The sequence below is a fragment of the Mycobacterium sp. WUMAC-067 genome, assembly GCF_020217485.1.
Classification (GTDB): domain Bacteria; phylum Actinomycetota; class Actinomycetes; order Mycobacteriales; family Mycobacteriaceae; genus Mycobacterium.
Genome location: NZ_JAEKMI010000019.1, coordinates 31,137 through 45,969 on the forward strand (window position 1 = coordinate 31,137; position 14,833 = coordinate 45,969).

A 14,833-nucleotide genomic window follows, 5' to 3' on the forward strand; every position below is an offset into this window, starting at 1 on the left:
CGAGTTGCCCTCAGTCGGCGGACGCGCCGTGCCGTCCCGCGCCCGCGGCGAACCGCCCGGCCCCCTCGTTCGCCTCCGCGGCCACCCGGGAGATGCTGGCGAACTCGAAATCGAGCGCCTCGGATTCCGTTGCCCCCCATTGGTGTAGCGCCGAGAGCCGATCCGAGCGCAGGCACTGCTGCGGCAACGCCGCCAGTCGCGCCGCCAATTCCTCTGCGGCCTGGCGTGATTGGCCCTTGGGGACCACCCGATTCGCCAGGCCGATGGCCAAGGCTTCGTCGGCGGACACGGCGCGACCGGTGAGGATCATGTCCATCGCGCGGCTGTGGCCGATCAGCCTCGGCAACCGCACGGTTCCCCCGTCGATCAAGGGGACGCCCCAGCGCCGGCAGAACACCCCGAACACGGCGTCCTCCTCGACCACCCGCAGGTCACACCAGATGGCCAGCTCGAGACCGCCGGCGACGGCGTAGCCGCTGACCGCGGCGATGACGGGCTTGGACAACACCATCCGCGTCGGCCCCATCGGGCCCGGGCCCGTCCGGTGCACGGCGTTGGCCTCGGGTGTGCCGAACGCCTTCAAATCGGCTCCGGCGCAAAAGGTTCCGCCGTCACCCCACAGTACCGCCACCGACGCCGTGTCATCGCGGTCGAACTCCTCGAAGGCCGCGTACAGTGCGGCCGCCGTCGGGCCGTTGACCGCGTTACGCGCCCCCGGCCGGTCCATGATCACCGTGGTCACCTGGCCGTTGCGCTCGACGCGCACCGGATCGCTCATCTCGCCTCCGCACCTAGTGGTTCGCGCCGCTGCAGCAGCTCAGCGGCGAAGTCGTGGTAGGCCGCCCGCAGCCGGGCCCCGGGCCAGTCGGCCGGCAGCAGTTCGTCGGGCAGGACCGGGTCGGTGAGCAGGTGCCGGACCGTCGCCGCGGCCACCACGAATCGGCCGGGAATGTCCGGCGCGGCGGCCATTTCGTCGAGCAACCGGTGCCCGAACTGCGCCCAGGCGGGCAGGTCCCACAGCCGCGCGGCCAGCTCGGCGGGGTCACCGTCGCGCGCCCGCAGCACCCGGAGCCTGGCCGTGACGTCGGGGCCGAGCTCCGCGTCGATGTTGTCCGGACGCATCCACACCCCCTCGCGCAACTCTCCGAAGCGCTTGTCGTGCATGGCCGTTCGCAGCGCGGCGCGGGTGCGGGCATCGTCTCCCACGCTGGTCACGATGAGCGTGATCCACTCCCCGCGCCAGGGGCGCACGCGCGGGTCGATGGCATCGTCCTGGCGCCGCTGGCGGGCGAGCAGGCGATCCGAGAGCCGGTAGCCGTCGGCGTTGCGGACCAGGTCGCCCGCACCGACCATCCGGGTCAGCGCCACTCGCAGCGTCGACTCCTTGATGCCGAAATCGGAAGTGAGCCTGACCAATTCGCTGGCACGGGCGTGCGCCGGGTGGGCGCCGAGCAGCACGCTGAGCACCACCGACCGGGCCGTCATGTCCGGCATGGCTACACTCCGGACGCCCGGCGGCCGTGGTCGCCGAACGGTTCGTCACGATGCCGCACCGCCTCGCGGAATCCGTGCTCGACCGCGTCGGCGACGAACGCGTGGCCCTCGGGCGTGTGCCGGGCGACGCCGTCGAACACCGTGCTGACCATCCTGCTGGTGGCCACACCCTGTTGCAGCAGAGCGGTATTCAGCGCGAGCTTGATCATGATCAGCTGGTTGACCGGCACCGCGGCGATCCGCTCGACCAGCCGCTCGGTGCGCTCGTCGAGGTCCGCGGGATCCGGCGCCTCGACCGCCCATCCCCACTCCGCGGCCTGGGCGCCGGTGATGCAATCGCCGGTGAACAGCAGCCGTTTGGCCCGCTGATCGCCGAGTCGGTGCGCCCACAGTCCCGCGGCCGGCACGCCCCACACCCGGGTCGGCGGGTATCCGATCTTGGCGTCGGCGGCGGCGACCACCTGGTCGGCGTGCAGCGCGATGTCGGTGCCCCCGGCCACGCAGTAGCCGTGGATCTTGACCACCGTGGGCTTGTCGGCGTGCATGAGGCTGGAAAAGCCGCGCACGAAGCGGCTCATCATTTGGTAGTCGACCATCGGGTCCCACGGCTGATCCGCCAGATGGTTGACCGCCTGGGTCTTTCCGTCCAGCACGGTGCCCGCGTACGCGCCGGTGCCGCCGGCCGATCCGGTGCGGTCGGCGTAGGCGCTCAGGTCGAATCCGGCGCAGAACCCCTCGCCGCGACCGGACACCAGGATGACATGGACGTGGGGGTCGAGATCGGCCCGCTCGACCAGCGCCGAGAGTTCCAGCGGCGTGTCCGCGACGATCGCGTTGCCCTTGTCGGGCCGGTTGAACGTGATGCGCGCAACCCGATCCGTGACCTCATAGGTCATCGTCTTGAGGTTGTCGAAGTCGACCGGCCTGATCGCGTGCGTCATCCCTTTACTAGAGCACGCTCGAGGATCGGCGCGAGGTCGAGCCCGTCCGGCATGGTGCCGAACGCGCCGCCCCACCGGCGGTCGAGCCGGGTCGTCAGGAATGCCTCGGCGACGGCCGGGTGCCCGTGGCGCACCAGCAGCGAGCCCTGCAGCGCCAGGCAGATGTCCTCGGCGACCTTGCGGCCGCGGTAGGCGATGGTCTCCAGGTTGGTCAGCTCGGCGCGCAGCCGCCCGACATGGTTGCCCAGGCGCGGGTCCTGACCCGCGCTCTCCGCGATCTCGTCGAACAGCACGTCGACGCATTCGGGGCGAGTCGCCATGGCGCGCAACGTATCCAGCGCGCTGACGTTGCCCGAGCCCTCCCAGATGCCCATCAGCGGCGCCTCCCGGTACAGCCGCGGCATGCCGGAGTCCTCGACATAGCCGTTGCCGCCCAGGCATTCCAGCGCCTCGGCGGCGTGCGGGGTGGAGCGCTTGCACACCCAGTACTTGCTGGCGGCCAGGCCGATTCGGCGCAGCAGCGCCTCGGTCTCGTCGCCGCGCACGGCCCTGTCGGTGGCGCCGGCCATTCGCATCGCGACCATGGTGGCCGCCTCGGCCTCGACGGCCAGGTCGGCCAGCACGTTGCGCATCAGCGGCTGGTCAATGAGGTAGGCGCCGAAGGCCTTTCGGTGCTGGGCATGGTAGATGGCGCGGGTCAGACCGGTGCGCATGCTGGTGGCGCTGCCCAGGGTGCAGTCCAGCCGGGTGAGGTTGACCATCTCGATGATGGTCGGCACACCGCGGCCCTCCTCCCCCACCAGCCAGGCGATCGCGCCGTCGTATTCGACCTCGCTGGAAGCGTTGGCGTGGTTGCCGAGCTTGTCCTTGAGCCGCTGCAGGAACATCCGGTTGCGGGTGCCGTCGGGCAGCACGCGCGGCAGCATGAAGCACGAAAGCCCTTGTGGCGCCTGCGCGAGCACCAGGAAGATGTCGCACATCGGCGCCGAGGTGAACCACTTGTGGCCGGTCAGGCTGTAGGTCCCGTCGGCGTTCGGGGTGGCCTGGGTGGTGCCGGCGCGCACGTCGGAGCCGCCCTGCTTCTCGGTCATCGACATGCCCGCGGTGATGCCCGGTTTGCTGGTGGCCGGCTTGAGGTCCGGGTCGTATTCGCGGGTCGTCAGCAGCGGCTCGTAGGTACTGGCCAGCTCGGGGTTGTAGCGCAACGCGGGCACCACGGCATACGTCATCGAGATCGGACAGATGTGCCCCGGCTCGACCGTCCACACCGAGGTCTTGGCGGCCCGGACGACGTGCGCGCCGGGCCGATCGTCGGCCCAGGGCGCGGCGTGCATACCGTGGGAGATCGCCGCGCGCATCAGTTCGTGGTACGCCGGGTCGTATTCGACCTCGTCGACGCGGTGGCCGTTGCGGTCGTGGGTGTGCAGGATGGGCCGGTTGCGGTCGGCGAGCTCGCCCCATCGCTGCGCTTCGCGGCTGGCCGACAGCGCGCCGACCTCGTTCACCTCGTCCAGGCCCCACTCGCCGCCCTCGCGGATCAGGGCCTCGGTGAGCACCGCCGAAGTGGCGGGGTTGTGGTCCTCCAGGGGCGGGACCTGGTTGGTGACGACGTGGGTATCCGACATGCCACCAATGTTACATTTTTCCGACAGTCGCACAAGAGGTGTAATGATCAGCGGGGGTGGGCGGCGAAGAAGTCCCACAGCTCTCGCGTCGCGAAGTCCGGCCACTCGTGGTCGCCCCGGTCCACCGTGACGAGCACGACTCCGCGCCCCTCGGCGCAGCCCGCGGTCGACGTGGTAATCGGGCCGTCGGTGGCGGTGGATGGGGCGCCGCACTGATCGACGTTGCGCCAGAACGCATTCACGTTCGGCACCGGCGGTCCGTTGATCACGCTGTACCCCGGCCCGCCGCCGTAGGGCACCAGCTGATCGGCCGTGCCGTGAATGTGCATGACCGACATCGGACGCGGCGTCCGGCACGCGTTCAGCTGCGTGCCCGCGACCGGGCCGATCGCCGCGAAGATCTCGGTGGTGCACGCCAGCGTGTAGGACATGATGCCGCCGTTGCTCATGCCGGTGGCGTAGACCTTGGCGGTGTCGATGCCGACGTTCTTGGCGATGTCAGCGACGGCCGCCCTGATGAAACCGACGTCGTCGACGCCCTCGCGTCCAGACCGGCCGCAGCAGGTCTGCCCGTCGACGTTCCAGGCGTGGTCGAGGCCATCCGGGTAGGCGACGACGAACTTGCCCGCATCGGCCAATCCGTCCCATCGGTAGTCTCTTTCGGCTTCCCTGGCGCTGCCCGACACGCCATGCATCATGACCACCAGCGGGGCCGCGTCCGGCACTCCCGCGGGCTTGTACAGCCGATAGCTGCGATCGAGATCGCCGACCTTGAGGTGGTGGACGCTGGTGCCGGTGACGAAGCCCGACGGCAGGTGGGCGAATCCCGGGAAGCAGCCCGCGACCACCAGGACAACACCCAAGATCGCGGGCAGGCGGCGCAGCATGGATCAAAGGTAAACGCCGGCCCGCCCTCAGCCGCTTGTTTTCTCGCGCAGGAACGCGATGTCGTCCTTGCGGCCCTCGTCGGCGGTTTCGCAGATGACCGGCGCGTCGGCGGCCTTGACCACCGCGGCGAGCAGTTCGGGATCGATCTGCCCGGTGCCGAAGTTGGCGTGCCGGTCGGCGCCCGAGCCCGCCGCGTCCCTGGAGTCGTTGCAGTGCACCAGGTCGATGCGGCCGGTCAGCGCCTTGATCCGGTCGACCGCGTCGATCAGCTGCTCGCCCGCGGCCCAGGCGTGACAGGTGTCCAGGCAGAACCCAATTCCCTTGTCGCCGATGTGATCCCACAGCCGGCCGATGGTGTCGAAGTGGCGGGCCATCGCGTGGTCGCCGCCGGCGGTGTTCTCCAGGTAGACCTGCACGTCGGTTTCCAGGTAGTCCAGGGCCTTGACCCACCGCTCGAAGCCGGCGTCCATGTCGTTGTCGTCGGCGTGGCCGCCGTGCACGATCACCGCCGTCGCGTTGATGGCCGCGGCCGCGTCGCAGGTGTCCTGCAGAATCTTGCGCGACGGGATGCGGATGCGGTTGTTGGCCGACGCCACGTTGATCAGGTACGGCGCGTGGACATAGAGCGGAATAGTCGACGCCTTCAGCGCCTCGGCGTCGTCACGCGGCTTGGGCTTCTTCCAGCTTTGCGGGTTGCCGAGGAAGAACTGCACCACGTCGGCGCCGTCAGCCTGCGCGGCGGCCAGCGGGTCGTCTTGGTGGACATGCGAACCGATGAGCACGGTGGCCAGTGTAGTGAGGGGTGCTGACGCCGGCGAGAGTACGGCTGGCCGCACACTCGAGTCCGAAGGTGAAGCTAGCCGCACACTCGTCGCAACGAAAAAGCCCCGGGCGAAACCCGGGGCTTTTTCGTCGTCGGACTAGCGGTAGTCGCTGTAGCCGTAGTCGTCCAGCGGCACCGCGGCGCCGGTGGCCTGGCCGAAGTCCGGGCTGTAGTACTGATCCTCGTAGGACGGGATCGTGTACGCGGCGGCCCGGGCCTCCTCGGTCGGCTGCACCTGGATGTTGCGGTAGCGGTTGATGCCGGTACCGGCCGGGATCAGCTTTCCGATGATCACGTTCTCCTTCAGACCGTTGAGCTTGTCGCTGCGGCAGTTGATCGCCGCATCGGTCAGCACTCGCGTGGTCTCCTGGAACGACGCCGCCGACAGCCACGAGTCGGTGGCCAGCGACGCCTTCGTGATGCCCATCAGCACCGGACGGCCGGCGGCGGGTTCGCCGCCCTCGGCCACCACCCGGCGGTTCTCCGCCTCGAACTCCGCACGGTCGATCAGCGAGCCGGGCAGGAACTCCGTCGAGCCCGAATCGATGATGGTGACGCGGCGCAGCATCTGGCGGACGATCACCTCGATGTGCTTGTCGTGGATCGACACACCCTGCGCGCGGTAGACCTCCTGGACCTCGCGGACCAGGTGGATCTGCACCTCGCGGGGGCCCTGCACGCGCAGCACCTCGTGCGGGTCGGCCGAGCCTTCCATCAGCTGCTGGCCCACCTCGACGTGGTCGTTGTCGGAGAGCACCCGCTCGGAACCGTCTTCGTGCTTGAACACCCGCAGCCGCTGCCGCTTGGAGAGCTTGTCGTACACGACCTCCTCGCTCCCGTCGTCGGGAACGATGGTGATCTTGTAGAAGCGCTCACCTTCCTCGAGGCGGACCCGCCCGGTGACGTCGGCGATCGGCGCCTTACCGCGCGGGATGCGGGCCTCGAACAGCTCCTGCACCCGGGGCAGACCGCCGGTGATGTCCTCACCGACACCACCCTGGTGGAACGTCCGCATGGTCAGCTGGGTGCCGGGCTCACCGATGGACTGGGCCGCGACGATACCGACGGCCTCGCCGATGTCGACCAGCTTTCCGGTGGCCATGGATCGCCCGTAACAGGTCGCGCACACCCCGGTGCCGGTGGTGCACGTCAGCACCGAGCGCACCTTGATCTGCGTGATACCCGCGGCCAGCAGGGCCTCGATCGACGGGTCACCCAGGTCCTCACCGCGCGCCACGACCACGTTGCCCGCCTCGTCGACCGCGTCGGCGCCCAAAGTCCGTGCGTACGCCGAGGTTTCGATGTACGGGTCGCGGATCAGGGTGCCGTCGGGCTGGCGCTCGGCCAGCTCGACGATGATGCCGCGCTCGGTCTCGCAGTCGTGCTCGCGGACGATGACGTCCTGGCTCACGTCCACCAGACGACGGGTCAGGTACCCGGAGTCGGCGGTACGCAACGCGGTGTCCGCCAAGCCCTTTCGGGCGCCGTGGGTGTTGATGAAGTACTCCAGCACGGTCAGGCCCTCGCGGAACGACGACTTGACCGGACGCGGGATGAACTCACCCTTCGGGTTGGTCACCAGACCCTTCATGCCGGCCAGCGTTCGGGTCTGGGTGAAGTTACCCGTGGCGCCCGAGTCGACGATCGTGATGATCGGGTTGTCGGCCGGGTAGTGCTCACGCAGCGCCTGACCGACCTCGTCGGTGGCTTCCTTCCAGATCTCCACCAGCGCCTCGTTGCGCTCGTCGTGGTTCAAAGCACCACGCTGGAACTGCTTTTCGACCTTTTCGGCCCGCTCCTCGTACTGGTCGAGGATCTCCTTCTTGCGCGGCGGCACGAGCACGTCGGCCATCGACACGGTGACGCCGCTGCGGGTCGCCCAGTAGAAGCCGGCGTCCTTGAGCTTGTCCACGGTCTGCGCGACCACGATCATCGGGTAGCGCTCGGCCAGGTCGTTGATGATCGCGGCCTGCACCTTCTTGTGCATCTGCTTGTTCACGAACGGATAGCCCACCGGCAGCAGCTCGTTGAACAGCACCCGGCCCAATGTGGTCTCGGCCATCCAGGCGTCCCCCGGCTGCCAGCCGTTGGCGCCGAACAGCTCGGCCTCGATCTCGGCGGGCGGGCGCAGCTGGGTCAGCCGCACCTTGATCTTGGCCCGCACCGACAGCACGCCGCGGTCGGACGCCATGATCGCCTCGGCCGGCGAGGAGTACACCCCGACCTCGGGCTCATCCTTGGCGGCCGCCTTGTATTCGCCCAAGGCAGCGTCGACCTCGGTGGTCAGGTAGTACAGACCGGTCACCATGTCCAGACGCGGCATGGCCAGCGGACGGCCCGACGCGGGCGACAGGATGTTGTTACTCGACAGCATCAGGATGCGGGCCTCGGCCTGCGCCTCGGCGGACAGCGGCAGGTGCACCGCCATCTGGTCACCGTCGAAGTCGGCGTTGAACGCCTCACACACCAGCGGGTGAAGCTGAATTGCCTTGCCTTCCACCAGCATTGGCTCGAAGGCCTGGATGCCCAGCCGGTGCAGGGTGGGGGCGCGGTTCAGCAGCACCGGGTGCTCGGCGATGACCTCTTCGAGGACATCCCACACCTGGGGACGCTGACGCTCCACCATGCGCTTGGCGCTCTTGATGTTCTGCGCGTGGTTGAGGTCAACCAGCCGCTTCATCACGAACGGCTTGAACAGCTCCAGCGCCATCAGCTTGGGCAGACCGCACTGGTGCAGCTTGAGCTGCGGACCGACCACGATGACCGAACGGCCCGAGTAGTCGACGCGCTTACCGAGCAGGTTCTGCCGGAACCGGCCCTGCTTACCCTTGAGCAGATCTGACAGCGACTTCAGCGGGCGGTTACCCGGCCCGGTGACCGGGCGGCCGCGACGGCCGTTGTCGAACAACGCGTCCACGGACTCCTGCAACATCCGCTTCTCGTTGTTGACGATGATCTCGGGCGCGCCGAGGTCGATCAGCCTCTTGAGGCGGTTGTTCCGGTTGATCACGCGGCGGTACAGGTCGTTGAGGTCGCTGGTGGCGAACCGGCCACCGTCGAGCTGAACCATCGGGCGCAGTTCCGGCGGGATCACCGGGACCGCGTCGAGCACCATGCCCATCGGGGAGTTGCCCGACTGCTGGAAGGCGGCGACCACCTTGAGCCGCTTGAGGGCGCGAAGTTTCTTCTGCCCCTTGCCGTTCCGGATGACGTCACGCAGGATCTCGGCCTCGGCGTCGATGTCGAAGTTCTCGATCAGCTTCTGGATCGACTCCGCACCCATGGCGCCGGTGAAGTACTCGCCGAAGCGGTCGATCAGCTCGCGGTAGAGGTTCTCGTCGACGATCAGCTGCTTGGGGGCCAGCTTGGTGAAGGTCGTCCAGATCTCCTCGAGCCGGTCCAGCTCACGCTGGGCCCGGTCGCGCAGCTGACGCATCTCGCGCTCGCCACCGTCCCGAACCTTCCGCCTTGCGTCCGCTTTCGCGCCCTCGGCCTCCAGCTCGGCCAGGTCGGCCTCGAGCTTCTGGGCGCGGGCCTCCAGGTCGGCGTCGCGCTGGTCCTCAATGGCCTTGCGCTCCACCATCATTTCGGCCTCGAGCGTCGAGAGCTCGTTGTGGCGCATCTCCTCGTCGACCGAGGTGATGACGTAGGCGGCGAAGTAGATGATCTTCTCGAGATCCTTCGGCGCCAGGTCGAGCAGGTACCCCAGCCGCGACGGCACACCCTTGAAGTACCAGATGTGCGTGACGGGCGCGGCCAGCTCGATGTGGCCCATCCGCTCGCGACGCACCTTGGCGCGGGTCACCTCGACGCCGCAGCGCTCACAGATGATGCCCTTGAACCGGACCCGCTTGTACTTGCCGCAGTAGCACTCCCAGTCGCGAGTCGGTCCGAAGATCTTCTCGCAGAACAGGCCGTCCTTCTCGGGCTTCAGCGTGCGGTAGTTGATCGTCTCCGGCTTCTTGACCTCGCCGTAAGACCATTGCCTGATGTCCTCCGCGGTGGCCAGACCGATCCGGAGTTCATCGAAGAAGTTGACGTCGAGCACGTAACTCCCTTTCCCCTTGCGGGTTTAGTAACTGAAAACGTTTGTTAGGCGAGGTCCTCAACGGACGCAGATTCGTTGCGGGACAAGTTGATTCCCAGGTTCGCCGCGGCCCGTTCGAGGTCCTCGTCCTCGCCTTCGCGCAACTCGATCGCCGCGCCGTCCGAGGAGAGCACCTCCACGTTGAGGCACAGCGACTGCAGTTCCTTGAGCAACACCTTGAAGGATTCGGGGATGCCCGGCTCCGGGATGTTCTCGCCCTTGACGATCGCCTCGTACACCTTGACCCGGCCGACGGTGTCGTCGGACTTGATGGTCAACAGCTCCTGCAGCGTGTACGCCGCCCCGTAGGCCTGCATGGCCCAGCACTCCATCTCACCGAAGCGCTGGCCACCGAACTGCGCCTTACCGCCCAGCGGCTGCTGGGTGATCATCGAGTACGGGCCGGTGGAGCGGGCGTGGATCTTGTCGTCCACCAGGTGGTGCAGCTTCATGATGTACATGTAGCCGACGGTCACCGGGTACGGGAACGGCTCGCCGCTGCGGCCGTCGAACAGCACCGACTTGCCGTCGCCGTCCACCATGACCTCGCCGTCGCGGTTGGGCAGCGTGCAGGACAGCATGCCCTGCAGCTCCTCCTCCTTGGCGCCGTCGAACACCGGCGTCGACACGATCTGATCCGGCTGCGCGTGCCGCAGCTCCTCGGGCAGGTTCACCGCCCAGTCGGGTGAACCGTCGATGTTCCAGCCGGACTTGGCGACCCAACCGAGGTGGGTCTCCAGGATCTGGCCGATGTTCATCCGTCGCGGCACCCCGTGGGTGTTCAGGATGATGTCCACCGGCGTGCCGTCCGGCAGGAACGGCATGTCCTCCTGCGGCAGGATCTTGCCGATCACGCCCTTGTTGCCGTGCCGTCCGGCCAGCTTGTCGCCGTCGGAGATCTTCCGCTTCTGGGCCACGTAGACGCGCACCAGCTCGTTGACACCGGCCGGCAGCTCGTCGTCGTCCTCGCGGGAGAACACCCGGATGCCGATGACCTTCCCGGACTCGCCGTGCGGCACCTTGAGCGAGGTGTCGCGGACCTCGCGGGCCTTCTCACCGAAGATCGCCCGCAGCAGCCGCTCCTCCGGCGTCAGCTCGGTTTCACCCTTCGGGGTCACCTTGCCGACCAGGATGTCGCCGTCGCGAACCTCGGCACCGATGCGCACGATGCCGCGCTCGTCGAGGTCGGCCAGCACCTCGTCGGAGACGTTCGGGATGTCCCGGGTGATCTCCTCGGCGCCCAGCTTGGTGTCGCGGGCGTCGATCTCGTGTTCCTCGATGTGGATCGAGGTGAGCACGTCCTCCTCGACCAGCCGGTTGGAGAGGATGATCGCGTCCTCGTAGTTGTGGCCCTCCCACGGCATGATCGCCACGAGCAGGTTCTTGCCCAGCGCCATCTCGCCGTTCTCGGTGCAGGGACCGTCGGCGATCACCTGGCCGGCCTCGACGCGGTCACCCGCGTCGACGATCGGCGACTGGTTGGCGCAGGTGCCGTGGTTGGACCGCTCGAACTTGCGCATCCGGTAGGTGTGGCGGGTGCCGTCGTCGGCCATCACGGTGATGTAGTCGGCGGAGACCTCCTCGATCACCCCGGCCTTGTCCGCGACGACGACGTCGCCGGCGTCGATCGCGGCGCGCAGCTCCATGCCGGTGCCCACCAGCGGCGCCTCGCTGCGCACCAGCGGAACCGCCTGGCGCTGCATGTTGGCGCCCATCAGGGCACGGTTGGCGTCGTCGTGCTCGAGGAACGGGATCATCGCGGTGGCCACCGACACCATCTGGCGCGGCGACACGTCCATGTAGTCCACCTCGGACGACGGCACGTACTCGACTTCGCCCGCCTTCCGGCGGACCAGGACGCGGGACTCCTCGAACCGGCCCTTGCCGTCGATCGGCGAGTTGGCCTGCGCCACGACGTGGCGGTCCTCCTCGTCGGCGGTCAGGTAGTGGATCTCGTTGGTGACCACACCGTCGACCACCTTGCGGTACGGGGTCTCGATGAAGCCGAACGGGTTCACCCGCGCGTACACCGACAGCGAGCCGATCAGACCGATGTTGGGACCCTCCGGGGTCTCGATCGGGCACATGCGGCCGTAGTGCGACGGGTGGACGTCACGGACCTCCAGGCCGGCGCGCTCACGGGACAGACCGCCGGGGCCCAGCGCCGAGAGGCGGCGCTTGTGGGTCAGCCCGGACAGCGGGTTGTTCTGGTCCATGAACTGGCTCAGCTGGCTGGTGCCGAAGAACTCCTTGATCGCGGCGACGACCGGCCGGATGTTGATCAGCGTCTGCGGCGTGATGGCCTCGACGTCCTGCGTGGTCATCCGCTCGCGGACGACGCGCTCCATCCGCGACATGCCGACCCGGATCTGGTTCTGGATCAGCTCACCGACGGTGCGCAGGCGGCGGTTACCGAAGTGGTCGATGTCGTCGGTCTCCACCGGCACCTCGATGCCGCCGGGGACGGTCATCGTCGGCTGACCCTCGTGCAGGCGCACCAGGTATTCGATGGTCGCGACGACGTCTTCCTCGGTCAGCGTCGAGCTGGTGATCGGCTCGCCGGCGTGCAGGCCGAGCTTCTTGTTGACCTTGTAGCGGCCGACACGGGCCAGGTCGTAGCGCTTCTCCTTGAAGAACAGGTTCTCCAGCAGGGTCTGCGCGGACTCCTTGGTCGGCGGCTCGCCCGGACGCAGCTTGCGGTAGATGTCCAGCAGCGCCTCGTCGGTGCCGGCGGTGTTGTCCTTCTCCAGCGTCGACATCATGATCTCGGAGAAGCCGAAGCGCTCGGTGATCTGCTCGTTGCTCCAGCCCAGCGCCTTGAGCAGCACGGTGACCGGCTGGCGGCGCTTGCGGTCGATGCGCACGCCGACGGTGTCGCGCTTGTCGACGTCGAACTCGAGCCACGCGCCGCGGCTAGGGATCACCTTGACGCTGTGCAGCAGCTTCTCGGTCGACTTGTCGATGGTCTCGTCGAAGTACACACCGGGCGAGCGGACCAGCTGGCTGACCACGACGCGCTCGGTGCCGTTGATGATGAAGGTGCCCTTCTCGGTCATCATCGGGAAGTCACCCATGAACACCGTCTGGCTCTTGATCTCGCCGGTGTTGTTGTTGATGAACTCGGCCGTGACGAACAGCGGGGCCGCGTACGTCATGTCCTTGTCTTTGCACTCGTCGACCGGGGCCTTGACCTCGTCGAAGCGCGGGTCGGAGAACGACAGCGACATCGAGCCGGAGAAGTCCTCGATGGGCGAGAGCTCCAAGAGCACCTCTTCCAGGCCGCCCACCGGGGTGACCCCCGGCTTGCCCCCGTCACGGGCGGCGGCGGCCTCACGCCAGCGCGGCGCGCCGATCAACCACTCGAAGGAGTCGATCTGCACGTCAAGCAGGCCCGGAACCTCGAGGGGCTCGCGGAGCTTGGCGAAGGAAACTCGGTTAGGCGCTCCGGGCACGGAGCCGTTCGACGAACTTCCGTTAGAGGAATTTTGTGGGCGATCCGTCTTGCTCTGGCGGAAATCAGCCAAGATGCATCCTTCCAGCACCTCGTGCGACTCACGAAGGCCGGGACCACCGGCCAGCTCGCCGCGAAATTGTGTCGGTTCGGCCGGCGAACGATCTGTCCGGGTCTCACGCGCAACTAAAGAACTAAGCCACGAAAGGGGGCTCAGGCTTAGACCACGGTGTCAGGTGGCGGGTGAGGTGGGCAGGAGGTAGCCAGCGCAACGTCCAACAATAGCGCAGGACTGCGCATTCCTCAACTTCCCAGCCCTGGGGGTCCAAGGACATCGGCGCTGGCTGGCGATCTCGACTTCCCTCGGACAGTTCAGGTACATGCTGCCCAACAGACTGGCTCGTTTGGAGCCCGTCGTCAAGAGGGCGGGCCGGGAGTGTTACGCGGAGTTAGCGCGGAACCCGCCGGCGCGGGCGCCCTAGCCGCCGAACTCGTTCGCGCGGAACCTGTGAGTGCCCTCGAGGTCGTCGAGGATGGCGGCCTGAGCGTTCTTGGGCAGCGTGTGCAGGATCTCGCGCACCCGGGCCTGGCGCCGCGCGACGGCCTTGCGCTCGGGCATCCCCGGTGTCGCGACGATCTGCGGCGGCACACCCTCGATCTCCTCGACACCGCCGGCGTGGTGACCGGCGTCGATCATGGCCTGCTCTTCGGCCATGGTCGCCTCGTCCTTTTCCTCGGACATGCCGATCGGCCCGATGCGGCGCCCGTTGAGGAACTGCCGCACGACCGGCTCGTCGCTGGTCAGCAGCACCTCGCGCGGGCCGAACATGACCAGCTTGCGGCGGAACAGCATGCCCATGTTGTCCGGCACGGTGCGGGCGATGTTGATGTTGTGCGTCACGATCAACACCGTGGCGTCGATCTGGGCGTTGATGTCGAGGATCAGCTGGCTCAGGTAGGCGGTGCGAACCGGGTCCAGACCGGAGTCGGGCTCGTCGCACAGGATGATCTGCGGGTCCATCACCAGCGCGCGGGCCAGGCTGGCGCGCTTGCGCATACCGCCGGAGATCTCACCGGGGAACTTCTTCTCGTCGCCGCCGAGCCCGACCAGGGTCAGCTTCTCCATGACGATGTCACGGATCTCGCCTTCCTTCTTCTTGGTGTGCTCGCGCAGCGGGAAGGCCGCGTTGTCGAAGAGGTTCATCGAACCGAACAGCGCGCCGTCCTGGAACATCACGCCGAACAGCGTGCGGATCTCGTAGAGCTCCTTGGCCGAACACTGCAGGATGTCCGTGCCGTCGATGACGACCGAGCCGCGCTCCGGGCGCAACAGCCCGATCAATGACTTCAGGAAAACCGATTTGCCGGTACCCGACGGTCCCAGCAGGACGCTGACCTCCCCGGCGGGGATTTCCAACGTCACGTCTTCCCAGATTCTCGAGGAACCGAAGGACTTGGTAAGTCCATTCACCTCGATTGCGACGCCCATGGGAAATCCTTCCGTCGACACTCGTGCCTGCCACC

Annotated in this window: 9 protein-coding genes; all 9 read right to left on the minus strand. The window is 67.6% G+C overall.

Features of this window, described 5'->3' with window-relative positions:
- Positions 1 to 10: 10 nt before the first annotated feature.
- The gene (locus JF781_RS15265; protein ID WP_225328304.1) at positions 11 to 778 is read right to left on the minus strand and encodes a crotonase/enoyl-CoA hydratase family protein; all 768 of its coding nucleotides are present in this window, start codon (positions 776 to 778) and stop codon (positions 11 to 13) included.
- Positions 775 to 1,494: a PaaX family transcriptional regulator C-terminal domain-containing protein gene (locus JF781_RS15270; protein ID WP_225328305.1), complete on the minus strand. Its 720-nt coding sequence runs from the start codon at positions 1,492 to 1,494 to the stop codon at positions 775 to 777. The genes JF781_RS15265 and JF781_RS15270 overlap by 4 nt, the downstream gene beginning before the upstream one ends.
- 2 nt (positions 1,495 to 1,496) lie before the next feature.
- Entirely contained in the window at positions 1,497 to 2,435 is a 939-nt protein-coding gene (locus tag JF781_RS15275; protein WP_225328306.1) for a crotonase/enoyl-CoA hydratase family protein, read from the minus strand.
- Positions 2,432 to 4,060, minus strand: a complete 1,629-nt coding sequence (locus tag JF781_RS15280; RefSeq protein WP_225328307.1) for an acyl-CoA dehydrogenase family protein — start codon at positions 4,058 to 4,060, stop codon at positions 2,432 to 2,434. The genes JF781_RS15275 and JF781_RS15280 overlap by 4 nt, the downstream gene beginning before the upstream one ends.
- A 47-nt stretch (positions 4,061 to 4,107) precedes the next feature.
- Positions 4,108 to 4,947: a PHB depolymerase family esterase gene (locus JF781_RS15285; RefSeq protein ID WP_225328308.1), complete on the minus strand. Its 840-nt coding sequence runs from the start codon at positions 4,945 to 4,947 to the stop codon at positions 4,108 to 4,110.
- 27 nt (positions 4,948 to 4,974) lie between these two features.
- Positions 4,975 to 5,730: a deoxyribonuclease IV gene (locus tag JF781_RS15290; protein WP_225328309.1), complete on the minus strand. Its 756-nt coding sequence runs from the start codon at positions 5,728 to 5,730 to the stop codon at positions 4,975 to 4,977.
- A gap of 138 nt (positions 5,731 to 5,868) precedes the next feature.
- Entirely contained in the window at positions 5,869 to 9,819 is a 3,951-nt protein-coding gene (locus JF781_RS15295; RefSeq protein WP_225328310.1) for a DNA-directed RNA polymerase subunit beta', read from the minus strand.
- A 44-nt stretch (positions 9,820 to 9,863) separates the two neighbouring features.
- Positions 9,864 to 13,382 (minus strand): DNA-directed RNA polymerase subunit beta, encoded by a 3,519-nt coding sequence (locus JF781_RS15300; protein WP_225328311.1) that lies wholly within the window; start codon positions 13,380 to 13,382, stop codon positions 9,864 to 9,866.
- 405 nt (positions 13,383 to 13,787) lie between these two features.
- Complete coding sequence (locus JF781_RS15305) at positions 13,788 to 14,798, minus strand: ABC transporter ATP-binding protein (RefSeq protein ID WP_225328312.1); 1,011 nt, start codon at positions 14,796 to 14,798, stop codon at positions 13,788 to 13,790.
- Positions 14,799 to 14,833: the final 35 nt, after the last annotated feature.

Coding starts and splice junctions, on each gene's coding strand:
- JF781_RS15265 (WP_225328304.1), bottom strand. CDS start 778: ATGAGCGATCCGGTGCGCGTCGAGCGCAACGGCCAGGTGACCACGGTG.
- JF781_RS15270 (WP_225328305.1), bottom strand. CDS start 1,494: ATGCCGGACATGACGGCCCGGTCGGTGGTGCTCAGCGTGCTGCTCGGC.
- JF781_RS15275 (WP_225328306.1), bottom strand. CDS start 2,435: ATGACGCACGCGATCAGGCCGGTCGACTTCGACAACCTCAAGACGATG.
- JF781_RS15280 (WP_225328307.1), bottom strand. CDS start 4,060: ATGTCGGATACCCACGTCGTCACCAACCAGGTCCCGCCCCTGGAGGAC.
- JF781_RS15285 (WP_225328308.1), bottom strand. CDS start 4,947: ATGCTGCGCCGCCTGCCCGCGATCTTGGGTGTTGTCCTGGTGGTCGCG.
- JF781_RS15305 (WP_225328312.1), bottom strand. CDS start 14,798: ATGGGCGTCGCAATCGAGGTGAATGGACTTACCAAGTCCTTCGGTTCC.